This is a genomic window from Bacillus sp. NEB1478 (assembly GCF_031582965.1).
Taxonomy (GTDB): domain Bacteria; phylum Bacillota; class Bacilli; order Bacillales; family Fictibacillaceae; genus Fictibacillus.
In genome coordinates, this window is sequence record NZ_CP134049.1 from 944,147 (window position 1) to 966,772 (window position 22,626).

Consider the following 22,626-nt stretch of genomic DNA (forward strand, 5'->3'; position numbering starts at 1 on the left):
CCGATAGGGATTTATTTTTTGTAATACAAGGGATAACAGAAGATGAACTCAATTTCTTTTCCTATTTTTCGTCTTTGCGTTTTACCTCGGTTGGTCCAAAACCCGGTTTTGCTACTAATTCATATTGATCTGATAATTCTTTTGCGAATTCGTATTCATCACTTTCCGAATTCGAGATTTGAGCTTTAGGAACTTGAGGGAGAGAGGTTTTGTTTTTGTCCCGATTTCCCTTATGTCTATTGTGTCTCATCTTTTTTCTCCTTTCAATTTGATAGCTTCTTCTATAGACTGTGCTATCTAGGTCTATTTTAAAACCCTGAACAATATGTGCTTGTTCAACTAAAGATGCGTTAGTTAAAAATTCAGCGGGCAATAAAAGCTCTCTGTTTTATTCCATAACGGGTCCAAATTCTGGGGTAATTATTTCGCCCAATACCTTAGAAAACCGTCAGTTGTTCAAATATGAAATGAAAAAGTCTAATAACCCTGATCATCTCAATGGGTTAGTGGGCTTTTCTACAATAAATTTATTAAGATTTTTTAATATTTGATGTTCCTTGTACTTGGTTAACTGCTGTAAGAGCTGATGTGATTTCATTTGTTGCTTGCTTGAGTGCTTCTTGGGCTAGTGTCGGATCGGAAGAGGATTTTTCAATCGCTTGGCTTAATAACGATTGACTTAAAGTAACATTAGCTTTCGCTTGGTTTAATTGGTTGACATCAATATTTTGAGGCATCTGAATCTCTCCTTTAAATTTTAATACCTCTATATATTTACCATGCATCTAATATTTATTATTATAAATAATTACCTAAAATACTTTAAAAGGAAAATCATAATAAGGGAAATAATATTTTGTAATGCTCAACCCTCCAAATGATCGTAGTTTTTTCATTATAATTTGTTTTTCACTTACAATCGCTGCAAAGTACGAAATTATTGAATGGTTATATTTAATCAAAAAAGATTTTTTTGTTTATAAAATTCTGAACCCCTTTGATTTTCACAAAAAAATTAAGTATTTGCCTTTACATAGGGTAGGGGGGTATAGTAAGATGTAGAAAAGGGAGGCTACTTGATGGAATTTAAAAAACCAGATGATCTAACTAATGATAATTGTGGTGTTACAAGTGAACGAAAAAGCCATCATTCAGATAAAGTAAAAAATAATTTAATTACAAGATTAAATCGAATCGAAGGTCAAATTAGAGGAGTTAAAGGACTAATTGATCGAGATACTTATTGTGATGATGTCATTACACAAATAGCTGCCATTCAATCAGCATTAAATAGTGTAGGTAAGATTTTACTGGAAGGTCACTTAAAAAGTTGTGTTGTTGAGAGACTTCAAGAAGGCGATCAAGAAGTACTGGATGAACTATTAATTACCGTAAAAAAATTAATGAAGTAGAACGATAAAGGGAGAGAGATATAGCGATGGAAAAAGTAACATTAAGTGTTGAAGGAATGTCATGTAACCACTGTGTAAATGCTATTGAGGGTAGTGTTGGAAAGTTAGAGGGTGTCTCCAGTACAAAAGTAAATCTTAGTGAAGGTAACGTTGCTGTAGAATATGATTCATCAAAAGTTAGCTTGGAGAAAATCAAAGATACGATTGATGATCAAGGTTACGATGTAAAATAATCGCGTGCTAATTATAGCACGTTCTCTTTTTATTAAAAATATACCCTATATAGGTATATAGAAAGGAAGATAAGACATGAGTTCAAAAGAAACAACTTTACAAATATCCGGTATGACTTGTGCAGCATGTGCAGTCCGAATTGAAAAAGGGTTGAATAAGTTGGACGGCGTCGAGAAGGCAAATGTAAACCTTGCTCTTGAAAAATCAACCGTTTCTTATGATCCTAAAATTTTAAAGGTAGCAGATCTCGAGAAAAAAATTGAGGATCTCGGATATGGCGTTATCAAGGAAAAAGCTGAATTCAATCTAACTGGAATGACGTGTGCAGCTTGTGCCACAAGGATTGAAAAGGGGCTGAACAAACTGCCTGGAGTGCTTAAAGCCAACGTGAATCTAGCTTTAGAAACAGGGTCTGTTCAATATAATCCCTCTGAAGTTTCTATTGTAGATATGATTAAAAAAGTTGACCAACTGGGATATGGTGCAGCCATAAAGGAAGATAACAAGGAATCAGTTGATCACAGAGCACTAGAAATTGAAAAACAAAAAGGGAAATTCATATTTTCTGTCATACTATCCCTCCCTTTATTATGGGCGATGGTCAACCACTTTGAGTTTGCATCTTTTATATATCTACCTGAGATGTTCATGAACCCATGGGTTCAATTGGCGCTTGCAACGCCTGTGCAGTTTATTGTCGGTAAACAATTTTATGTCGGGGCTTACAAAGCACTCAAGAATAAAAGTGCGAACATGGATGTACTTGTTGCTCTTGGAACATCGGCAGCCTATTTCTACAGTTTATATCTCTCTATCCTTTCCATCGGTACCAATGAGGGAATGGTTGAGATGTACTTTGAAACATCGGCGGTGTTAATCACTCTTATCGTTTTAGGGAAGCTTTTTGAAGCAAAAGCGAAAGGTCGTTCTTCAGAAGCAATCAAAAAGCTCATGGGACTACAAGCAAAAACCGCAATCGTTGTCCGTGAGGATAAAGAAATTGAGATTCCGATTGAAGAAGTTTTAACTGGAGACATCGTTTTTGTAAAACCGGGTGAAAAAGTACCGGTGGATGGTGAGATCATCGAAGGGCATTCCGCTTTGGATGAATCGATGCTAACAGGCGAGAGCGTTCCCGTAGATAAAACAGTTGGTGACACAGTAATCGGTGCGACGATAAACAAAAACGGTTTTCTAAAGATAAAAGCGACCAAAGTAGGTAAAGAAACAGCTCTCGCACAGATCATAAAAGTTGTAGAAGAAGCTCAGGGATCGAAAGCTCCCATTCAGCGACTCGCTGACCAAATCTCAGGAATATTCGTACCTATAGTAGTTGGGATTGCCATTCTAACGTTCATCATCTGGTTTTTCTGGGTAAGTCCAGGTGAGTTCGCTGTTGCGCTTGAAAAATTAATAGCTGTTCTCGTTATAGCATGTCCATGTGCATTAGGACTCGCGACTCCAACTTCTATCATGGCTGGATCTGGCCGATCAGCTGAGTTTGGGATTCTATTTAAAGGTGGAGAACATTTAGAAACCACTCATCGAATCGATACAGTGATCCTAGATAAGACAGGAACCGTTACAAACGGAGCACCGGAACTTACAGATATACTTGTAGAATCTGCATTTAATGAAGAAGAAGTATTAAAACTTGTCGGTTCAGCTGAAAAAAATTCTGAGCATCCTCTTGCACAAGCTATTGTCGAAGGGATTACTAAAAAGGGAATTCTGTTAACCAAATCGGATCATTTTGATGCTATACCTGGGTTTGGAATTAAAGCAATTGTGGATAATAAGATTCTCCTTATCGGAACACGAAAGTTAATGAAAGAAAACAACATTACGATTAATGATCCAGACAGTCAGATGGAGACTTTTGAAAAAGCGGGGAAAACCGCCATGCTGATTGCGATTGATAATCAATATGCTGGTATCATAGCTGTAGCAGATACCATTAAAGGGACTTCTAAAGATGCTATTGCCAGGTTGAAGGAAATGAATCTCAAAGTCATAATGATCACTGGTGATAACCAGCAAACCGCTAGATACATCGCAGATCAAGTAGGTATTGATCATGTGATCGCTGAAGTTCTTCCTGAAGGGAAAGCAGATGAAGTGAAAAAACTGCAGCAGCAAGGAAATAAAGTAGCGATGGTCGGTGACGGAATAAATGATGCTCCTGCACTAGCTGTAGCAGATATCGGGATGGCGATCGGTACAGGTACCGATGTAGCTATGGAAGCTGCTGATGTAACGTTGATTCGTGGAGATCTAAACAGTATTGCTGATGCTATCTATATGAGTAAAAAAACGATTTTAAATATCAAACAAAACCTATTTTGGGCATTTGCTTATAACGCTTTAGGTGTTCCAGTTGCAGCACTAGGTTTTCTTGCACCTTGGCTTGCAGGGGCTGCGATGGCCTTCAGTTCAGTATCCGTAGTTTTGAACGCACTTAGACTTCAAAAGGTAAAACTATAGGGAGGCTTTAAGATGAGGAACAATATCGTTTTACGATGGACATTATCGGCTGTTGTAATCCTGTTGATCGTCATGGGGAGTTATCTCGGGTATGCGAGTATTGCTGGACCTACGACGGTTGAACATGAAGATCATGGTAAAAGCAGCAACTCTGCTGGACCAGAGGAAAAGCAAAATGATGAACACGGTGGTCACGGAGAACACAGATATGATAATACTTCTTCTGAAAGTGATGTCATTCCAACTGTTCACTATGAAGACGACACGATTCATATTGAGTTAAAAGATAAAGCGGGTAATGCAGTTGACGGAGAGGAACTTGAAGTTAATCATGAGAAAATAATGCATCTAATCATCGTTAGTGATGAGCAAAAGCAATACTTTCACCTTCATCCTGAAAAAAAAGGGAAAGGAGCTTTTACGGTTCAACATAACCTTTCTGAAGGCAGCTATAAAGCGTTCATAGATATTAAACCAAAAGATAAAAATTATGAGGTGAAGCCATTACCGATCAAGGTAGGCGCTGGTGAAACTCACGGTGAACATGTTTCATTAAAGCCAGATACGGAGTTTACTAAAACAGTCGATGACTACACGGTAACCATGACTCCTGAAACCTTTAAATCAAATGAAGAAATCGTCCTAGATTTCGACTTAAAAGAAATCAAACCTGAGCCATATTTAGGTGCTCTTGGTCATGTTGTCATTTTAGACGAAAGTGGAGATAAGTATGTTCACGTTCATCCCGCATCGGAAACAGATACAAGATTTGCAACAAAATTTGGTAAACCCGGTATCTACAAAATCTGGGCTGAATTTAAAATGAATGGAAAAGTTCATGTTTTTCCATTTGTTGTTGATGTTAAATAATCTTTAACTTGTAAATTCCAAATCTACGGGGTGAATCATCATATGGAACTAACAGGTGTTTCAAAGCATGTTCTTTTATGTAACGGAGTCAGCTGTTCAAAGAATGGTTCAGAAGAAGTGACTAATTTAATCCGACAAGAGATTAAAAGATTAGGATTAATGGAAAAAATTCATACCACAAAAACACTTTGTAACGGGAGATGTAAAGAAGGGCCTATAGTTATTGTTTATCCTGATGGTGACTGGTATAAAGAAATAACTCCCAAAAAGAGTAGTCAGCTGATTAATAAGATAAATAACAACGAAAAGTTAATCGACTCTCTTTCATATAAATTTGAAGGTAAATCATTTAAAACAATATAAACCTGGAAAACCTAGATTTAACAAGGTTTATTCATCTGAAAGTGTTCATTAATTGAGTTCGAGATGGAAGGTTCAATCCAATCGGATAAACATTGAAAGACCTTGGCTGCATGCCTAGGTCTTTTTAAATGTATTCGTCACTTTTTTCGTGTTAATGCTCTTATTTGATTTCGATCGCCGATGCAACGTTGTTCCAATCCGAAGCCATATTAGCCGTTTTGCCATACCAATCGGAGTGTCTGAATAAGACTCCTCTGCCATATCCTTGAGATGAAGTATGCTCCCACAGTGTTGTTGAATAGCTTGAAGAAGGGGATGCTGTACTTAAAGATGAAATTCTGTCATTCCATCTGGAGGATAAGTTTGTAAACCCATCTCTCCAATAAATATAGGCGCCGCCTTTGTTTTTATATTCATAAAAATCAGTACAACAAGCACCGCTGCCCATTATATCCACTTTATTTTGAAGTCGCTGTTTATCTTTTTCGATAAATGTCTCCAAAGTTTCCCTGCTAGTAAATCCATACGCCAGCCAATCGCCTTTTTTATTTTGTATGGGAAGAACCATCGTTACTTTTATATTTTTATCTGATTGTGTATTCACGTTTGCCTGTGAATTAATATCATTTCCGTCCATTGTTAAATAATGAAACGATTTAATCGTATAATCTTTTTCTGCATACGTCGACAAGGTTGTAAAGCCCACCGCAACTAAAAGAAAACCTATCATGGAAATACAAAGTTTTACTCGCATTTTTTTCACTCCCGTATTATTTTATTTAGATACTTTCGTCTAATAATGATCGATACTGAAAGCTTCTGTTTAAAATCTAGACGGAACAGTAAATTCTGCTTGTAACCAATGTTGAATCCAGTCTTAATTAGATAAGGTTTCAGGTTTCCTCCTTTCCAAAGCTTCCGATCCGCTTTAGCAAAACGTGTCAGGTATGCTTTTTTTGTTTGGCTATTTTTGTGAGCGTTTTACTTCAAATAACCAAGACACTGCCAATTTATCTTATTTGGGTATAATTGTAAATGAATAATTTGTCTTAATATTCTGTCGATTTATATTATATAAGGATATTGTATTAGATAATTAGTCTTAATTTGTAAATTTTTAAAAGCCAAAAACCCTTGGCGCAAGTCGCACCAAAGGTATTTTTCTCGAATTCATTTGTAGTATTAATATAATTGGATGAAATGCATCAATTATTATTGCACTTTTTTTCAGTATTTCTCTTTGTAAACATATAGGCGATGATTATAATCACAAACCAGACCGGTGTGATGAAAAGGGCGATACGTGTATCAGATGCAAAACCGAGTACCACAAGCACAAAAGCAAAGAATACGAGTACAATCCAGTTAATAACTGGTGATAAGGGCATTTTAAACGAAATCTTTCGTACTTCCTCTGGTTTCAGTTTTCGAAAGCGAAGGTGAGATACAAGGATAATTCCCCATATCCAGATGAAACAGATCGTAGCGATGCTTGTGACTAGAGTGAACACCTTTTCTGGTAATAAATAATTAAGCAATACGCCAAAGGACAGGAAGAATGTCGACACGATCAATGCGGTGGCTGGAACTTGCTTCTTGTTGAGTGAACCAAGCTTTTTCGGAGCTTTTCCTTCATTCGCCAGTGTATACAGCATTCGCCCGGTACTAAATAGACCGCTATTGCAAGACGACATCGCTGAGGTTAAAACAACAAAATTGATGATGCCTGATGCAGCCGGAATGCCAATCAGCTTAAAGACCGACACGAACGGACTGGTTTCAGGATCAATTTTATCCCATGGATAGATAGACATAAGAACAATCAGTGATCCGATGTAAAAAAGCAGAATCCGTGCTGGAATGTTGTTGATAGCACTTGGAAGGGTTTTGTCAGGGTCTTGTGCCTCACCGGCTGTTACACCGACAAGTTCCACCCCTGCAAATGCAAAGAGCGCCATCTGGAAAGCGAGAACAAATCCAGTAAATCCATTAGGGAAAAATCCTCCATGACTCACAAGATTGGATAACGAAGCTTGAGTGCCATGACTTTTGTATCCCATAACGATCAAGACGATCCCAATAATAATGAGTGCTAGTATAGTAATGATTTTAATAAGAGCGAACCAGAACTCGATTTCTCCAAACGCTTTTACAGCCGACAAATTAATAAGAAGCAATACGAGTACTGCGGCGAGTGCCGGCAGCCACTGAGGAATACTAGGAAACCAAAACTTAACGTAGAGTCCGATCGCCGTAATCTCAGCCATCCCAGTTACGATCCAGCAGAACCAGTATGTCCACCCAGTGAGAAAACCTGCCCAAGGACCGATGAACGATTCAGCAAAATATGTGAACGACCCAGATGTCGGATTGTACATAAGCATTTCACCTAACGCACGCATCATAAAAAACAGCATAACTCCAATCAGTGCGTAATTCAGCATGATGGATGGTCCAGCAAGGTTAATTGATTTCCCTGCCCCTAAAAAAAGACCTGTCCCAATTGCTCCGCCAATCGCAATCAGCTGGATATGCCGATTTTTCAAACCCCTCTTCAAATTTTCATCTTTCTTCATCTTTTTGCACAACCTTTCCTGCGGCAAATAAGACAATTTAACATCTTATTTTCTTTTAGTATGGCAATTAAAATCAGTTGGTAATCTAGGAAGTTCATGAATAGATAGCATGGAGTTAGGGAAATGAATCATTAAGTAAATATTAACTTAGTGAATAATAAGGAGGAACGCAGTGGATAAAGAGAAAGGAAATAAATTGCAGCAAGAAGACATAACAGTGGTTGATAGTAAGATTGCAAAGCAGTCGATTTTAGGAACTTCACTTGGTAATGCCATGGAATGGTTTGATTTTGGTATTTATTCCTATTTAGCAGTAACGATCGGCAAAGTGTTTTTTCCTGAAGTTGACCCATCCGCTCAGGTTATTTATGCGTTTGCCACATTTGCGGTAGCATTTATTGCACGGCCGATTGGTGGAATTATTTTTGGAATGATGGGTGACAGACTGGGCAGAAAGAAAATATTAGCGATCACGCTGATTATGATGGCGATTGCTACATTGAGCATAGGGCTCATCCCAGGTTATTCATCGATTGGCATTGCAGCGCCTATTCTATTACTGGTAGCCAGACTCGTTCAAGGTTTTTCAACGGGTGGAGAATATGCAGGCGCAATGACATTTATTGCAGAGTCTACACCAGATAAAAAGCGAAGTATCATGTCCAGTGTTCTTGAAGTTGGAACTTTAGCCGGTTATATTGCCGGATCAGGTCTTGTGACACTTCTGACTTATATTCTAGGTTCAGAGGCTATGCTGGACTGGGGCTGGAGAATTCCTTTCTTTATTGCAGCGCCTCTGGGATTAATTGGGTTATATTTTAGGTCTCATCTAGAAGAAACACCGGCATTTCAAGCGATGGAAGAAGAGAAAGAAGAAAAGAAAAACGATTCTTCTTTGAAAGAAATATTCACGAATCATTGGGGAGCACTATTAATTTGCACGGGTATTGTCCTCTTTTACAATACTATTGTTTATATGGTTTTAACGTACATGCCGACCTATCTGTCCGAACAGCTAGGCTATGGTGAAACAAAAGGTTTGCTCATTATTTTGATTGTAATGGTTATTATGATTCCCTTTGTTATTGGAATGGGCTATTTGGGAGACAAAATCGGCCGTAACAAGATATTGATAGGTGCCCTGATTTTAACTATTATGTTAAGCATTCCAGCGTTTATGCTCGCAGGAAACGGGAATGGCTATAATGCCTTTTTCGGTGTGCTTATCCTCGGCTGTTTGCTGACTGCTTTTCAAGGGACATTGCCTGCAACATTACCGTCTTTATTTTTTACCAATGTAAGGTATGGTTCACTTGCCCTCACGTATAATGTGTCCACTTCTATCTTTGGCGGAACAACACCGCTTATAGTGGCTTGGCTTGTAAAAGAAACAAATAACAAACTGCTTCCCGCTTACTATTTAATGGCGGTCTGTGTGATCGGTATCGTTGTAGTCGCCTTCTTTGTAAAAGAAACGGCAGGGCGGTCACTAAGAGGATCACTCCCAGCAGTTGAAGAGCCAAGTGAAATTAAAGAAGTACTGCAAAATCCAGATGAAGCTTTATGGTGGGAAGAAGAATTACAGATTGCTGATGGCGAAAAGAATAGCAGAAAGCAGTCTAGTTAAATTGATTTAAAGTTTAAAGACCAATTCTTTTAAAGGGAATTGTGTCTTTTTTTTTTGCACCTACCACTGTTTTAAGCGCGATGAAAATCATTCTAACTCACTGGTGTGGAGCTTTATTTTTCAGCCCAGCTTTTCATCCCGTGAAGGTTCCAAAAGCATTGAGTTAAAATTAAACGTCTAAGTAAACAGGGCTAGTACATGTGAAAGAACTTGATAGTCTTTTGACGTTTAGTATTAGAAAAAGATAGCACAAGCACTATATGAGACTGTTCCAATAGTGAGTAAAGAAGACACTTTGAGGCAGTCTCTTTACATATTGATCTGAACAAGTTTTACGGTATCGTTCTTTTATCCGATACACGAATCCAAATAAATCTACCAGGAAGCATCATAAAGCTCATTAGACACCAAAATACCTCACCAGGACATAATTGGTAAAAATAGAATTTTACAATAATAATACTTAATAATTACATTTGCCCCATAGATTGTTGCATAAAGAAATCGCTATGATATTCATGTTACATATTCTTGAAAGGTGGTAAATTTATGTCTCATAGCTTTTTGAAAAGAATTACTGTGCTTGTTTTTTCTATGGTGCTGGCATTTAATCTTGTACCGGACAATATGCAGAAAACAAACGCAGCAACCTATGATTCTGAAACGGTTTCCTTTGGACCAGGTCAAACCGTAAATCTTGTAGATGCATTAGTTTCAGAAATTGATAAAGCAACTTCCACTATTGATGGGGCATTTTATGAAATCCGCTATCAGCCATTTGTAGATGCTCTTATTCAAGCCAAGAATCGCGGCGTTGCCATTCGCATTGTTACAGATTCAGACTACCTTACTAACAGTTTTACCCAACAGCTTATTGATGCAGGGATCTCAGTAAAAGGAGATAACCGGTCTGCTCTGATGCATAACAAATATGCGATCATTGACGGAAAAGAAGTTTGGATGGGATCAACAAACGCCACAGATACATGTAATGCGAACAACTATAATAATACGATTCTATGGGACTCATCTTCACTTGCATCCATCTATAAAACAGATTTTGAGGAAATGTATGTATACAATCAGTTTACAAAAACGGCATCACCTTCAACTGTTAGCGAACAAAAAGTAACAGTTGCCACTTCCACAGCAAATATCCCGGTTGAAGTATATTTTGCACCGGAAGATAATCCGATTTCAGCTATTATCGATGTTGTTAATAATGCAAAATATAATGTTTACTTTGATTATTTCTCCTTCACAGATGATAACTTACGTACGGCATTAATCAATGCAAAGAACCGTGGAGTGAATGTAGAAGGGATCCTTGATCAAAGTCAATATGGAAGCAACGGCCCTTATGGAGAATTTGCCTATTTAGCAAAAGAGGGAATCCCGGTTAGTATTGCTGATAACCCATATAACGGAAAATTACACGACAAAGTTCTTATTGCAGATAAAGGATATACGAGTGCGGCAGTAGTCACAGGTTCATTTAACGCAAGTGCAAATGCAAATGATTCGAACAGCGAAAATTTGATGGTTATTCATGATAAGACGACAGCTGACAAATACTATAATGAATTTTTAAGAATTCGAGGTTCATATGGACGCGGAACGGTATCTATCGATAAGAGCACTGTTGCAGCCGGAAGCAATCAAACGGTTAATGTAACGTTAAAAGCACCTTCAACATATCCGATACAAAAAGTTGATATAATGGCTCCACCGAAATGGCCGGATCCAACAGCGTCTACGGTAACGGCTGTAAAGAGTGATGGGACGAACGTTTCAAGCCAATTAAAATTTTCAGGAAATTATGTATATATTGATACTGCTAACTTGTTAGGAAACCAGAGCATTACGTTTACTTTTTCAAACTGGACTGCTCCAACCATAGCTGGAGATTATACATGGTATACCCAAACAGTTGCCAGCTCTGCAGCCGATCTTTATGATTACTTGCCTGTAAATTATCAGGCGGCTTCTCTAATTGTTCAGTAAAACACTCAAAAATTATCATGTAAGCTGGATAGCATAAAGGCTATCCAGTTTTATTTTTTTGTGCTCAAACGTCATATTTAATCCATATGCCCAATGATATTCAGTATAAAGTTAATTTTAAATTATATATTATTAAATCCGAGTTGACATATAGAATTAATTGACTTAAAATTAACCATAATTTAAAAAGTAACTCTTATTAAGAGCAGGCAGAGGGAATTAGCCCAATGAAGCCCGGCAACCATCAATATAAATATGTTTATATTGAAACGGTGCTAAATCTAACAGCAAAGGCTGAGAGATGAGAGAATATACGGAATTAAAAGTGATCAGCCGTGTTCTCTTATGAACATGGCTTTTTTGTATTGGAAAAGGAGTGGATTTTCTGACTTCCAAGGATGATCAACTCTATCCATTAACAGAGCTATGTTTTAAAAAAGGAGAAAGGAGTTTTGTTCCATGCAAAAGCAGGATTGTTTGAGTTGGAGAGGAAAGGAACTGGCACTCACCATTCATTACCCGTCACGGAGAATTGAAGATCGTATATATCCTTTAGTTATTATTTGCCATGGCTTTACAAGTACCCGAATCGGTGTCGATCGCTTATTCGTTAAAGCTGCACAAAAATTTGAAAACCTTGGTTTTGTTGTAATTCGATTTGATTATGCAGGTTGTGGTGAAAGTGATGGGGATTATGGCGAAAATGAATTTGCCGATTTTATTGATCAGACAAAGGCAGTTATTTCTTATGGCAGTAAACTGAAGGCGATTGATTCCAATCAAATCTCATTAATCGGTCATAGTTTAGGCGGGGCTGTGGCAGCCTGTACCGCGGCTGCCGACCAACGGATCAAGAATGCTGTTTTGTGGTCCGCAGTAGGTAATCCATTCGAGGATATTACCCGAATCGTCGGTTTTAACAACCACCATTCTCAAAGGAAAGTAATTATTGATCACCTAGGATACGCTATTACCGATAAATTCATTTCATCTTTAAGGCATTTTTCGCCGATAACAATCTGGAACCCATTTAAAGGTAACGTCCTTTTTGTCCATGGAACTGCCGACGATACCATTTCGCCTGACTATTGCACCTTATATTATCAGCAAGCTAAACAGCGCCCGCATGGAAGAAGTGATATGACATTAATTGAAGGGGGAAATCATACATTTTCTTCGATTCAGCAATTTAATGAGCTTATTTCAGAGACCTCTCAATGGCTTTTAAAGCATGTGACAATAGATCATCATTATCTCCTGAAAAAAAGTATGTAGAGATACTATTGTCTAAAAAAGGGGAATAGTAAAAGCGAATCCGAGTTTCTGCGGTTCGCTTTTTTACATAAGAAAAGGATATAATGCAATCAATCTATTTACATAAAGGAGCTGCTGACATGAACAAAGTTATACAAACCATTTTAGCTCATAAATCCGTCCGAAAATTTAAGTCGGAAATAGTAAGTGATGAAATCGTTACAACACTCGTAGAATGTGCTCAGGCAGCATCTACGTCGAGCTATCAGCAAGTTTATACGATTATAGGTGTAGAAGACTCAGAGAAAAAAAGAAAGCTTGCAGAGCTGGCAGGGAATCAATCGTATGTTGCTGATAACGGCTATTTCTTTGTTTTTTGTCTAGATTACAACCGCCATTTGCTTGCGTCTGAAATGATGGAAACAAATGTGCAAGACACGGTTGAATCGACAGAAGGATTTATCGTAGGTACTATAGATGTTGCACTTGCGGCTCAAAACCTTGCCATTGCAGCTGAATCATTAGGTTTGGGTATTGTTTATATTGGTGGAATACGAAATAATTTAAAAGAAGTATCCGAACTTCTCGATTGTCCTGATTATGTACTTCCGCTGTTCGGGATGGCCGTCGGCTACCCAGATGCTGAGCCGGGGAAAAAGCCTCGGATGCCTATAGAAGGCGTATTCCATAAGGATAGCTATCAGAAGAAAGAAGATTCGTTAACTTATTTGAATCAATATGAAAAAGAGTCCGCTGACTATTATACGAAACGTACTGGCGGCAAGCGTATTGAAGGCTGGGTAAGTCAGATGGCCGCAAGTATGACTTCACCAAAACGGACTTATATGAAAGAGTTTGTACGGTCGAAAGGATTGAATAAAAGATAAGAGAGGACAGGCGGGTGAGGATCATATGATTAAAATTGGGGTAACTGGCTGGGGAGATCATGATTCGCTATATCCGGATGGTACGCCAGCAAAAGATAAACTTGCCGTCTACAGCGGTCATTTTCCAGTGGTAGAAGTCGATTCATCCTTTTATGCAGTACAACCGATAAAAAACTATGAAAAATGGGTTTCAGCCACACCTAAAGATTTTTCATTTGTCGTAAAAGCTTATCAAGGCATGACTGGACATTCCCGTGGAAAGATCCCTTTTGATTCTGTAAAAAAGATGTTTGAGGCGTTCATACAATCCATTCAGCCTGTTATCTCATCCGGGAAGTTAGAGATGGTTCTATTTCAATATCCGCCCTGGTTTGACTGTAAAAAAGAGAACGTCCAGATGCTCCGTTTTACGAAAGAAATGATGGGCGATATACCCGCAGCACTTGAATTCCGGAATCAGTCATGGTTTACGGATGATTTGGAAGAAAAAACGCTTCAGTTCATTGATGAAGCGGGGTGGATTCATACAGTGTGCGATGAGCCGCAAGCAGGCAAAGGATCGATTCCGATTGTAATGCATACATCCGAAGACAAAACATTAATCCGCTTGCATGGCCGAAACGTTTATGGCTGGGAGAACAGAGGACAGCCAAATTGGAGAGAGGTTCGGTATTTGTACCGGTATAATCAAGCTGAATTATTGGATTGGAAGCAACGGATCGAAAATTTAGCTGAAGAGACGAGGGACTTAACGATCCTGTTTAATAATAATTCAGGCGGAGATGCTGCCGATAATGCAAAGCAGATGATCGAGATGCTAAATATTCAATATGACTTCTTAGCACCGAGACAATTAGATTTGTTTTAACAGAATTTCTTCCTAATATTACAAATTGGTTTCAAAAGTCTCTATCCGATTTAATTTTTCAAATGACTTGATATACTTATAAAGTGCACTGGATGAAGAAAGTGGGGATACATTTGGATTTAAAAAAGTTAGTTCAAATGATGTACTACTTGCAGATTGCCTTTGTCGTCAGCGGTCTTTATTTGCTATTTGTCTACATAGTAACGAACAACTCCAAAAGGATCCAAATACTCACACTTGTATTATGTATTAACTTAATCTCCCTAAAAGTCATGAGGGACCGATTTAAAGCATAAAAAGTAGACGACTCAAAGGATAAATGAACCTCTTAGAGTCGTTTTTTTGTTATTTTGAAGCCTTTTTTACGGCATTTTATTGTAAAAACAAGATAAATCCTTTAGTCTGGCCAAAAACTTGTTGTTTTTGATCTTAAGAAGAAATCATTTTTATTTAATTCCACGGTAATCTCCAATATATATCCACGTTAATTTCGATAATTCCATGTAACTCACAAATATTCGATTTTTCGACAAAAAGAATGACCCAAACGATTTATGGATCTTTTCTTGGGTCATCATCTTATTTTTTTACACTTATCTAGTGTCAGCCATTCTTTAAAGCATCTTTAAAAGTGCTTTTCTCCCTTGCATACCAACCTCTATACCTCTTGCTTGCGCTTCGTACGTTATGGACTCAAGCGGTGCATCAAGAAGCTGTTCAATCGTACGTACTCCTACTGCACGGCCTGCAATGATTTTACGGTCAGCCAGCTTGTCATTCAATAAAGCGACATCTAAAGCTCCACACATAATGTATCCATTTTCATTAAAAACAGCCATGAAATTAGTTTTTGGTAAACGAAGGGTGACAGCGGTAAATGGATGTCCTTCTATGAAGATCGGGTTCATCTCTAACATGCTTCCACTCCTTTCTCCTTACTATTTTTATGTGTGAATTAGAAAAAAGTGTTAGGTATTGGCGTCAATTTTGTGACGAAATCATAAGCTTTCTATGATAGGATTAAAGAAAGACAAGGGGGCGAAATCATATGAAACAATACTTAAATTTTCTTCAAGATATTTTACATAACGGAACGAAAAAAGAAGATCGGACAGGCACTGGAACGGTATCTGTTTTTGGTCGGCAAATGAGGTTTAACTTAGAAGAAGGTTTCCCGCTTGTAACGACAAAAAAGCTTCACTTAAAATCAATCATTCATGAATTGCTTTGGTTTTTAAAAGGTGACACAAATATTGCCTACCTAAAAGAAAATAACGTAAGAATTTGGGACGAGTGGGCAGACGAAGAAGGCAACCTGGGTCCAGTCTATGGACATCAATGGCGTTCTTGGTCAAATCCTGATGGAGAAACAATCGACCAGATCACAAACGTAATCCATGATATTAAAACAAATCCTGATTCGAGAAGACTGATAGTTTCAGCATGGAATCCTGCTGATGTGCCGAAAATGGCTTTGCCGCCATGTCATCTTCTATTTCAGTTTTATGTAGCGGATGGAAAGTTATCTTGCCAGCTGTATCAGCGGTCAGCAGATAGTTTTCTAGGTGTTCCGTTCAATATCGCATCATATGCGTTATTAACGATGATGATCGCACAAGTTACAGGCCTGAAACCAGGCGATTTTGTTCATACGGTTGGAGATGCACATATATATAACAACCATATTGAACAAGTAGAATTGCAGTTATCACGTGAACCGAAACCACTCGCAAAAATGAAGCTGAATCCAAGCGTGACAAGTATATTTGATTTTACTTATGACGATTTTGAACTTGTTGATTATGATGCGCATCCTCACATAAAAGGGGCGGTGAGTGTATGATATCTTTCGTAGTCGCGATGGATGAAAACCGTGCAATCGGAAAAGACAATGACCTGCCTTGGTATTTGCCAAATGATTTAAAATACTTTAAAAAAGTAACGATGGGCAAACCAATTGTCATGGGACGCAAAACGTATGAGTCGATTGGCAAACCGCTTCCGGGCCGAGAGAACATTGTTGTAACAAGAGATAAGCAATATCAAGCAGAAGGTACTACCGTTGTTCATTCTGTAAATGAGGTTTTGCAAATTGATGCTGAAGAAATTTGTGTAATCGGTGGGGCGGAATTGTTTAAACTGTTTTTGCCGAAAGCCGATCGTCTATATATTACGGAGATTCACGAAACATTTGAAGCCGATACGTTCTTCCCGCCGCTTAATGAGAGCGAGTGGCAAGAGGTTTCCCGTGAATCTGGAACGGTCGATGAGAAAAACAAATATCCTCACGATTTTGTGGTATTAGAAAAAATTAAGTCGTAAAAGTTTGAATGAGCCCCCCTCTTGTCTGCATATATGTAGATAAAGGGGGTTTGCCTTTTGCTGAAACGACGGAAAATGAAACTCCGAAAAGGTCCGCTTCCATTTCGGTTTGTTATATTAATCTCATTCACCCTTTTTGTATTTATCACACTGCAAGGGCTATGGCTTGTCAATAAAGGAATCGAGCCGACGTTGATGTATGTAGCACAAAGGAAAACAGAGGAAATCGCTTCATTAGCCATCAATGAGGCCATCCTGAATAAAGTATTCGATTCTACAGATATGAAGGATATTTTAATTTCTAAAGAAGACAACGAGGGTAACATCGTTTTTGCGGGAGTAAATCAAAAAGTCGTCAACAGTGTTCAAAACCAAGCGGCAATTGTCGTCCAAGAGTTTTTAAAAGAAATAGAAGAAGGACATATACCTGACAGCATTGAGCCTGAAAAATTAGGTTTAGCAAAGAACTATACAAATCAGCCTGGTGTCATTATGGAAATTCCGTTAGGGCAAGCTACAAACAATTCATTGCTCGCTAACCTAGGACCGAAAATTCCAATTAAATTTACAATCGTTGGTGACGTAAATACAGATATTGAAGAAAAGATTGAAACAGTGGGGATTAATAATACTTGGATCTCTATTAATATTATCGTAACTGTAAAAGCCAAAGTAGTTATTCCATTCGCAACGGAAACGGCTACAGTTACCCGTCCAATACAGATCATGGGACAATTCATTCCTGGTGAAGTTCCTATTTACTATAATCAATCTGGTGACCCTATTCAGCCTGCACTCCCAATTGATCCGGACATAAAAGACAAAAAGGAAGCCGAAAAAAAGACTAAGAAATCAGATAAAAACGCAGAAAAAGAAGAGGCGAGTGCAGATCACGAGTCATCCGAACCATCTGAAGAATAAAATCCTAAACCAAATGAATTTTCAAGTGTCTGGCAGTATAGCAGGCACTTTTTCTTATGCTTTTAAAGTGTAATTAGCAGATAAAAAAGAGGTGGCTGATATGTATACGAGTCCAATTAAGATGATTGTTATCAGAATGGTCAATCTTTGGGGCGGGTTCCCGTAAATATTGCAAACATATTTCCTTTTCTAGAAAAAATATACGAAAAAAGCTGGTTCAGCAAAAAAACGAATCAGCTTTTATATGTTTTTAAAGATATACGACCGTCATGCGGAAAATGCGAGCGCTATGCGGAAAATATGCGCACCATACTGAAAATACGCACGGCATACAAAAAAGCAAGCAGTCAATTCAGCTGCTTGCTTCCTTCATTTTATCTTCTTCTAGCACTAATTCTGTCTTGACGTTCCCAAGCTTTTAAATAAGGATAAGGATCAAATGCCCATTCTGTAATGCCATTATCCCGATACATACCAAAATGAAGGTGAGGCGGGAATTTTCCTGAAGTGCCGGGCGGTCCATAACCTGAACTCCCTACGTATCCAACCACCATTCCTGGTTCTACAATTGACCCTTTTTCAATTTCTTTATTGAAACTGCTCAGATGAGCGTAATAATGATACACATTATTGATATCGCGAATTCCAATACGCCAGCCGCCAAATCGGTTCCAGCCCTTTATTTCAACGATACCGAAGGATGCTGCTTTTACAGGAACACCATAGTCTGCAAAAATGTCAGTTCCTTCATGTATACGCAGTCCGCCATAACCGCGACGGTCTCCCCACGTGTTTCGGTAGCTATAATTTGATCGTAATGGGACAACGAAACTGTGCTTATCAAGGGAAACTGTACCATACGTTTTATAAATTTTTGCATTTTCCATAATAATGTCTACTGCTTTATCTCTTTGGTAATAACTCCAAAGACCAATCCGAAAATTTTCGATATCGTGACCATGTTTTTGAACAATTTCTGCAAAAGTAAACAGCATGTCCTCATCATTGTTCCGGTCGGCGATGCCATCATTATTTCCGTCTCTTCCAATACCGCCAAACATCGAAATACGATCAGGGTTCGTATCATCCATCTTTGGGTTCAGGGGACCCGACCATTGAATCGGTGAAAAATAAATACCGACTAAACCTTTTCTAGCTGGTATATCTCTGCGCGCTTTCCTGACACTTCTTTCATATTGGTCAACGCCAGCAAAGTAATACCAAGGAATAAGCGTAACGGACTCCATTTTTTTATAGAGGCTGAGCCTTCCAACGTCTTCTTTTGTATATCGCTCGGCTGCCTCAGCTGTTCTTTCAGGAAGAAAAGTTATAAGAAAGGCGGCCAGAGTGAGGAACAGGATTGAAAATTTCCTCATACGTTCCAATCCACTCCTTTCTATCATTTATCTTTAGTTTGTTAAACTTCATGAAAAACATGAAGGAAAAATGTTGGAAAAAAACTCTGTTTGGAGTTTTAGCGGCGGTATGGTAGAGTATTGATGGGTGTAGAATGTTTAGAACCCACTCAACTTGATTGAAAAACAATGAATATTCAGCGATAAAATTTGGGGTGATTATTTTGGCTAAGAAGGAAGAATATTTACGTAAACCGGAATGGTTAAAAATAAAATTAAATACGAACGACAATTATAAAGAATTAAAAAAAATGATGCGCGAAAAGAAGCTACATACTGTATGTGAAGAAGCAAAATGTCCCAATATCCACGAATGCTGGGCTGTTCGTAAGACAGCAACTTTCATGATTTTAGGGGATATTTGTACACGTGCGTGCCGTTTTTGTGCGGTTAAAACGGGATTGCCTACTGAGCTAGATCTTCAAGAACCTGAACGTGTTGCTGAATCTGTTGAACAAATGGGATTAAAGCACGTCGTGATAACAGCGGTTGCACGTGATGATCTTAAAGATGGAGGAGCTCATGTTTTTGCTGAAACGGTAAGACAAGTTAGAGCTCGTAATCCGTTCTGTTCGATCGAAGTATTGCCTTCAGATATGCTTGGTGACTTCGACGCTTTGAAAACGTTGATGGATGCAAAACCAGACATCATGAACCACAATATTGAGACAGTAAAAAGACTATCTCCAAGAGTTCGTGCTCGTGCTACGTATGAAAGAACTATGGAATTCTTACGCCGTGCAAAAGAAATGAATGCGAATATCCCTACAAAATCCAGTCTGATGATCGGGCTAGGTGAAACGTGGGAAGAAATTATTGAAACAATGGATGACCTTCGTGCAAATAATGTTGATATCATGACGATCGGCCAATATTTGCAGCCAACGAAAAAGCATTTAAAAGTTCAAAAATACTACACACCTGAAGAATTTAAAGAATTACGTGATATTGCCTTCAGCAAAGGCTTCAAACATTGTGAATCAGGCCCGTTAGTTCGCTCTTCCTATCATGCAGACGAGCAAGTAAACGCAGCTGCGCAAAATAGCTAAAATACAAAAAGGTCTGGACCAAAAGCTAATGTACTTTTGAGCCAGGCCTTTATTACTTTCCGGTCATTTCATCTCTCATATTGTTTGTTTCACCGTTCATTTCACCATTCGGGTTTTCTCCATAGTTCCACTTTTTCCCTTGTGGTGATTTTTTCATTTGCTGGATTAAGCGGCCAATGATGCCTTCGATGTTTTCTGTATCCTTGTTCATCGCCTGATATTGCTCAATTTTATTGATCATGCCTTTTTCATCTGATACATAAACATGATAATAACGAGGAACAACTGAAAATGCTGTCATTTTCACTTGATCGGCTGCTGCATTTCTGTCCTTATTTGTTGTTTTATACGCAATGAAAACTTCTTCATCTGTTACAAGTGTTCCCACATCTTTAATATTTGGCAGTTGAAGAACCATATCTGAAATCATATCTGCAGCTTTCTGCCGATTAAGAGAAGGAACTTGATTGCCCTTTTTTACGTTATCGCCTGATTGATGGCGCATATATCCGAAATCTCCAGTGTTTTGGTTGCTGCCAAGCCGGTTCTCATCTTTTACATTTGTTTTTGAAAATTTGTATTCCTGCCCCATTTTCTTTTGGTCATCACCACCGCAGCCGGAAAGCATGATGGAGAGAATCAAAAGCATACCTAATTTTTTCACTGGTGTGTTCACCTCCTTATTCATTAGAATGACCTTAAATCACTTTCTTTTTACAAAGAAATTGTTGGCTGAAAAAGGAGAAAGCATGGTAAAATAAGTATCAGGAAATGAGGTGAAGCATTTTTGATTACAGTTGGTAATTATTCCTGGGAAGTGATTGAAGATGTAAAGGAAGCCTTTAATGAGGAACAATTTAAAGCGCGATACAGTGAGATTTTACATAAATACGATTATATCGTAGGTGACCTCGGTTACGAACAGCTTCGTTTGCGTGGATTCTTTGAAGATAATCACGAAAAGGCTACGTTCGACACAAAAATCAGCACGTTACCGGAATACATATATGAATATTGTAATTTCGGCTGTCCGTATTTTGTTGTAAAAAAAGTAAACCCCTGAGTCCATTCAGGGGTTTTTCTTTAGCCGCGAGAATCTTCATAAGGCTGTTCAGTATGGAGATCCGGATCATCATGGGTAGGATGGGCTCCAGGATACTGTCTTTCTAAACCTTCATGAAGGGATTTGTTTTCGTAGTTGAAAGCACTGTAATACCTTTGACTTTCTCTCCATGGTGTTGATTTGCCTAACTCGCGATTAACGGGAGATCCATACGGACCCTCAGGCAAATCCTCTGGAAGTACGTTATTGCGTCCGGTCTCTACATTCGAAAAATCTGTATATATCTGCTTCTTTTCTTTTTCGAACAAAAAAACCACCCTCTCAGGCTATTTAAGGATAAAAATATCCTTAAACGGTATTCTGTCCTAGAGAGAATGATTCGTTCCTTGGTACATTTTGAGTTGTTGATTAAACGACTTCTGCTAAAAAATCTCGAAGTTCCATCGCATCTTCTTCCGTTAAGTTAAAGGCATGCTCCAAATAGCCTTCCTCTTCCAAGTCATCTTGTCCAATAATGGCAAAATGGCTGCCCAGCATATTTAAGACAAGTGATTTTCCGTAGTGACGATTGGATTTTACTATTGCTAGATCAAACCTTGTATTTCTACCCATAAAGCTTACAAAACGCGTTTCTGTTTTTTCAGTATCATCATATAAGAAAAAGGTTTCTTCTGACATCTCTTGTTTCCCCCTTAAGAATATCTGCTCTCATTTTAAATCAAGTCGTAAAGGATTTCCTTCTTTTATGTTACACTTTAGTGGAGAAACTTACAAAAGGTGATGACTATGTATTTTGTTGACCGAAAAAAAATAAATGAGCATTTAATGTACATGAATCAATTGATTGATACTTTTAAGACCACAGCGTATAAGGAAGATCATATTCAAAAGCTAGCTATTGAACGAATAGGGCATCTGCTTATTGAATCCATGATGGATATTGGGAATATGATTATAGATGGCTTTATAATGCGTGACCCAGGGAGCTTTGAAGATATTCTGGACATATTGATTGATGAGAAAGTACTTCCTGATGAAGAAGGCACATCATTAAAAAATGTGGTTAATCTTCGAAAAGCATTAGTGCAAGAATATCCGAGTGCAGATGTGAAAAAAATCTTTGAAACCATATCGAAATATTTGCCTGAGCTGACGGCATTTCCATCACACATCACTCGTTATTTAGAAGAGGAACTCGGACCAGTTTCTGCCTTTTTACCTGAATAAATCGAAGGAATAGTTTATATACATTTTAGTTTAAAAAATGTACGAATTCG

General features: G+C 38.2%; 25 protein-coding genes and 1 riboswitch. Of the genes, 16 read left to right on the forward strand and 9 right to left on the reverse strand.

Features of this window, described 5'->3' with window-relative positions:
* Nucleotides 1-61: 61 nt before the first annotated feature.
* Nucleotides 62-250 carry a YfhD family protein gene (locus tag RGB74_RS04450; RefSeq protein ID WP_310761791.1) on the reverse strand — a complete coding sequence of 63 codons (189 nt, stop codon included), beginning with the start codon at nucleotides 248-250 and terminating at the stop codon, nucleotides 62-64.
* A gap of 280 nt (nucleotides 251-530) precedes the next feature.
* On the reverse strand, nucleotides 531-737 hold the full coding sequence (locus RGB74_RS04455; protein ID WP_310761792.1) for a hypothetical protein: 207 nt from the start codon (nucleotides 735-737) through the stop codon (nucleotides 531-533).
* Nucleotides 738-1,079: 342 nt separating this feature from the next.
* Here RGB74_RS04455 and RGB74_RS04460 point away from each other — a divergent pair, with 342 nt between their 5' ends.
* The 5 genes from RGB74_RS04460 (at nucleotide 1,080) to RGB74_RS04480 (ending at nucleotide 5,363) form a co-directional block, all read left to right on the forward strand.
* Nucleotides 1,080-1,412, forward strand: coding sequence for a metal-sensitive transcriptional regulator (locus RGB74_RS04460; protein ID WP_310761793.1), 333 nt, complete (start codon nucleotides 1,080-1,082; stop codon nucleotides 1,410-1,412).
* Nucleotides 1,413-1,438: 26 nt separating this feature from the next.
* Nucleotides 1,439-1,645 carry a copper chaperone CopZ gene (gene copZ, locus RGB74_RS04465; RefSeq protein ID WP_310761794.1) on the forward strand — a complete coding sequence of 69 codons (207 nt, stop codon included), beginning with the start codon at nucleotides 1,439-1,441 and terminating at the stop codon, nucleotides 1,643-1,645.
* Between the two features lie 76 nt (nucleotides 1,646-1,721).
* A complete protein-coding gene (locus tag RGB74_RS04470) occupies nucleotides 1,722-4,130 on the forward strand; it encodes a heavy metal translocating P-type ATPase (RefSeq protein WP_310761795.1) in 2,409 nt (802 codons plus the stop codon).
* Between the two features lie 12 nt (nucleotides 4,131-4,142).
* Nucleotides 4,143-5,000: a hypothetical protein gene (locus RGB74_RS04475; protein WP_310761796.1), complete on the forward strand. Its 858-nt coding sequence runs from the start codon at nucleotides 4,143-4,145 to the stop codon at nucleotides 4,998-5,000.
* Between the two features lie 42 nt (nucleotides 5,001-5,042).
* The gene (locus RGB74_RS04480; protein ID WP_310761797.1) at nucleotides 5,043-5,363 is read left to right on the forward strand and encodes a (2Fe-2S) ferredoxin domain-containing protein; all 321 of its coding nucleotides are present in this window, start codon (nucleotides 5,043-5,045) and stop codon (nucleotides 5,361-5,363) included.
* Nucleotides 5,364-5,523: 160 nt separating this feature from the next.
* On the opposite strand, the gene RGB74_RS04485 is transcribed toward RGB74_RS04480, so the two are convergent.
* Both RGB74_RS04485 and RGB74_RS04490 read right to left on the reverse strand, forming a co-directional pair.
* A complete protein-coding gene (locus RGB74_RS04485) occupies nucleotides 5,524-6,093 on the reverse strand; it encodes a hypothetical protein (RefSeq protein WP_310762790.1) in 570 nt (189 codons plus the stop codon).
* 475 nt (nucleotides 6,094-6,568) lie between these two features.
* Nucleotides 6,569-7,939: an amino acid permease gene (locus RGB74_RS04490; RefSeq protein ID WP_310761798.1), complete on the reverse strand. Its 1,371-nt coding sequence runs from the start codon at nucleotides 7,937-7,939 to the stop codon at nucleotides 6,569-6,571.
* A 172-nt stretch (nucleotides 7,940-8,111) separates the two neighbouring features.
* Between RGB74_RS04490 and RGB74_RS04495 the strand changes: the two genes are divergently transcribed.
* From RGB74_RS04495 to RGB74_RS04515, 5 genes are all read left to right on the forward strand, one after another.
* The gene (locus tag RGB74_RS04495) at nucleotides 8,112-9,566 is read left to right on the forward strand and encodes an MFS transporter (RefSeq protein WP_310761799.1); all 1,455 of its coding nucleotides are present in this window, start codon (nucleotides 8,112-8,114) and stop codon (nucleotides 9,564-9,566) included.
* A gap of 549 nt (nucleotides 9,567-10,115) precedes the next feature.
* Nucleotides 10,116-11,570, forward strand: a complete 1,455-nt coding sequence (locus RGB74_RS04500; protein WP_310761800.1) for a phospholipase D-like domain-containing protein — start codon at nucleotides 10,116-10,118, stop codon at nucleotides 11,568-11,570.
* 193 nt (nucleotides 11,571-11,763) lie between these two features.
* A riboswitch (SAM riboswitch) is annotated at nucleotides 11,764-11,878 on the forward strand.
* A 151-nt stretch (nucleotides 11,879-12,029) separates the two neighbouring features.
* Complete coding sequence (locus RGB74_RS04505; RefSeq protein ID WP_310761801.1) at nucleotides 12,030-12,845, forward strand: alpha/beta hydrolase family protein; 816 nt, start codon at nucleotides 12,030-12,032, stop codon at nucleotides 12,843-12,845.
* A 119-nt stretch (nucleotides 12,846-12,964) separates the two neighbouring features.
* On the forward strand, nucleotides 12,965-13,711 hold the full coding sequence (gene nfsA, locus RGB74_RS04510) for an oxygen-insensitive NADPH nitroreductase (RefSeq protein ID WP_310761802.1): 747 nt from the start codon (nucleotides 12,965-12,967) through the stop codon (nucleotides 13,709-13,711).
* Between the two features lie 25 nt (nucleotides 13,712-13,736).
* A complete protein-coding gene (locus RGB74_RS04515; RefSeq protein WP_310761803.1) occupies nucleotides 13,737-14,579 on the forward strand; it encodes a DUF72 domain-containing protein in 843 nt (280 codons plus the stop codon).
* Between the two features lie 614 nt (nucleotides 14,580-15,193).
* Here the strand turns inward: RGB74_RS04515 and RGB74_RS04520 are convergent.
* Nucleotides 15,194-15,496 (reverse strand): YunC family protein, encoded by a 303-nt coding sequence (locus tag RGB74_RS04520; RefSeq protein WP_310761804.1) that lies wholly within the window; start codon nucleotides 15,494-15,496, stop codon nucleotides 15,194-15,196.
* A 131-nt stretch (nucleotides 15,497-15,627) separates the two neighbouring features.
* Between RGB74_RS04520 and RGB74_RS04525 the strand changes: the two genes are divergently transcribed.
* From RGB74_RS04525 to yunB, 3 genes are read left to right on the forward strand one after another with little or no spacing between them, the layout of a single operon-like run.
* Nucleotides 15,628-16,422, forward strand: coding sequence for a thymidylate synthase (locus RGB74_RS04525; RefSeq protein ID WP_310761805.1), 795 nt, complete (start codon nucleotides 15,628-15,630; stop codon nucleotides 16,420-16,422).
* Nucleotides 16,419-16,901, forward strand: a complete 483-nt coding sequence (locus RGB74_RS04530) for a dihydrofolate reductase (RefSeq protein WP_310761806.1) — start codon at nucleotides 16,419-16,421, stop codon at nucleotides 16,899-16,901. Before RGB74_RS04525 ends, RGB74_RS04530 begins: the two co-directional genes overlap by 4 nt.
* A 57-nt stretch (nucleotides 16,902-16,958) precedes the next feature.
* A complete protein-coding gene (gene yunB, locus RGB74_RS04535) occupies nucleotides 16,959-17,822 on the forward strand; it encodes a sporulation protein YunB (protein ID WP_310761807.1) in 864 nt (287 codons plus the stop codon).
* Nucleotides 17,823-18,196: 374 nt separating this feature from the next.
* Here the strand turns inward: yunB and RGB74_RS04540 are convergent, their stop codons facing one another.
* Nucleotides 18,197-19,198 (reverse strand): M23 family metallopeptidase, encoded by a 1,002-nt coding sequence (locus RGB74_RS04540; protein WP_310761808.1) that lies wholly within the window; start codon nucleotides 19,196-19,198, stop codon nucleotides 18,197-18,199.
* A 203-nt stretch (nucleotides 19,199-19,401) separates the two neighbouring features.
* On the opposite strand from RGB74_RS04540, the gene lipA reads away from it, so the two are divergent.
* Nucleotides 19,402-20,286: a lipoyl synthase gene (gene lipA, locus RGB74_RS04545; RefSeq protein ID WP_310761809.1), complete on the forward strand. Its 885-nt coding sequence runs from the start codon at nucleotides 19,402-19,404 to the stop codon at nucleotides 20,284-20,286.
* 52 nt (nucleotides 20,287-20,338) lie between these two features.
* On the opposite strand, the gene RGB74_RS04550 is transcribed toward lipA, so the two are convergent.
* Nucleotides 20,339-20,950 (reverse strand): YhcN/YlaJ family sporulation lipoprotein, encoded by a 612-nt coding sequence (locus RGB74_RS04550; RefSeq protein WP_310761810.1) that lies wholly within the window; start codon nucleotides 20,948-20,950, stop codon nucleotides 20,339-20,341.
* A 123-nt stretch (nucleotides 20,951-21,073) separates the two neighbouring features.
* Here RGB74_RS04550 and RGB74_RS04555 point away from each other — a divergent pair, with 123 nt between their 5' ends.
* Complete coding sequence (locus RGB74_RS04555; RefSeq protein WP_310761811.1) at nucleotides 21,074-21,349, forward strand: YutD family protein; 276 nt, start codon at nucleotides 21,074-21,076, stop codon at nucleotides 21,347-21,349.
* Between the two features lie 20 nt (nucleotides 21,350-21,369).
* Here RGB74_RS04555 and RGB74_RS04560 read toward each other — a convergent pair whose 3' ends face one another.
* On the reverse strand, nucleotides 21,370-21,657 hold the full coding sequence (locus RGB74_RS04560; RefSeq protein WP_310761812.1) for a hypothetical protein: 288 nt from the start codon (nucleotides 21,655-21,657) through the stop codon (nucleotides 21,370-21,372).
* Between the two features lie 100 nt (nucleotides 21,658-21,757).
* On the reverse strand, nucleotides 21,758-22,027 hold the full coding sequence (locus RGB74_RS04565) for a DUF3055 domain-containing protein (protein ID WP_310761813.1): 270 nt from the start codon (nucleotides 22,025-22,027) through the stop codon (nucleotides 21,758-21,760).
* Between the two features lie 108 nt (nucleotides 22,028-22,135).
* Here RGB74_RS04565 and RGB74_RS04570 point away from each other — a divergent pair, with 108 nt between their 5' ends.
* Entirely contained in the window at nucleotides 22,136-22,576 is a 441-nt protein-coding gene (locus RGB74_RS04570) for a DUF86 domain-containing protein (RefSeq protein ID WP_310761814.1), read from the forward strand.
* Nucleotides 22,577-22,626 lie beyond the last annotated feature (50 nt).

Excerpts from the sequence above, each read along its gene's own strand:
- copZ (WP_310761794.1), top strand. The coding sequence starts at position 1,439 with ATGGAAAAAGTAACATTAAGTGTTGAAGGAATGTCATGTAACCACTGT.
- RGB74_RS04470 (WP_310761795.1), top strand. The coding sequence starts at position 1,722 with ATGAGTTCAAAAGAAACAACTTTACAAATATCCGGTATGACTTGTGCA.
- RGB74_RS04490 (WP_310761798.1), bottom strand. The coding sequence starts at position 7,939 with ATGAAGAAAGATGAAAATTTGAAGAGGGGTTTGAAAAATCGGCATATC.
- RGB74_RS04475 (WP_310761796.1), top strand. The coding sequence starts at position 4,143 with ATGAGGAACAATATCGTTTTACGATGGACATTATCGGCTGTTGTAATC.
- RGB74_RS04450 (WP_310761791.1), bottom strand. The coding sequence starts at position 250 with ATGAGACACAATAGACATAAGGGAAATCGGGACAAAAACAAAACCTCT.
- RGB74_RS04565 (WP_310761813.1), bottom strand. The coding sequence starts at position 22,027 with ATGTCAGAAGAAACCTTTTTCTTATATGATGATACTGAAAAAACAGAA.
- RGB74_RS04570 (WP_310761814.1), top strand. The coding sequence starts at position 22,136 with ATGTATTTTGTTGACCGAAAAAAAATAAATGAGCATTTAATGTACATG.
- RGB74_RS04505 (WP_310761801.1), top strand. The coding sequence starts at position 12,030 with ATGCAAAAGCAGGATTGTTTGAGTTGGAGAGGAAAGGAACTGGCACTC.
- RGB74_RS04455 (WP_310761792.1), bottom strand. The coding sequence starts at position 737 with ATGCCTCAAAATATTGATGTCAACCAATTAAACCAAGCGAAAGCTAAT.
- RGB74_RS04520 (WP_310761804.1), bottom strand. The coding sequence starts at position 15,496 with ATGTTAGAGATGAACCCGATCTTCATAGAAGGACATCCATTTACCGCT.
- RGB74_RS04515 (WP_310761803.1), top strand. The coding sequence starts at position 13,737 with ATGATTAAAATTGGGGTAACTGGCTGGGGAGATCATGATTCGCTATAT.
- nfsA (WP_310761802.1), top strand. The coding sequence starts at position 12,965 with ATGAACAAAGTTATACAAACCATTTTAGCTCATAAATCCGTCCGAAAA.
- RGB74_RS04540 (WP_310761808.1), bottom strand. The coding sequence starts at position 19,198 with ATGAGGAAATTTTCAATCCTGTTCCTCACTCTGGCCGCCTTTCTTATA.
- RGB74_RS04485 (WP_310762790.1), bottom strand. The coding sequence starts at position 6,093 with ATGATAGGTTTTCTTTTAGTTGCGGTGGGCTTTACAACCTTGTCGACG.
- RGB74_RS04500 (WP_310761800.1), top strand. The coding sequence starts at position 10,116 with ATGTCTCATAGCTTTTTGAAAAGAATTACTGTGCTTGTTTTTTCTATG.
- RGB74_RS04480 (WP_310761797.1), top strand. The coding sequence starts at position 5,043 with ATGGAACTAACAGGTGTTTCAAAGCATGTTCTTTTATGTAACGGAGTC.
- RGB74_RS04460 (WP_310761793.1), top strand. The coding sequence starts at position 1,080 with ATGGAATTTAAAAAACCAGATGATCTAACTAATGATAATTGTGGTGTT.
- RGB74_RS04525 (WP_310761805.1), top strand. The coding sequence starts at position 15,628 with ATGAAACAATACTTAAATTTTCTTCAAGATATTTTACATAACGGAACG.
- RGB74_RS04530 (WP_310761806.1), top strand. The coding sequence starts at position 16,419 with ATGATATCTTTCGTAGTCGCGATGGATGAAAACCGTGCAATCGGAAAA.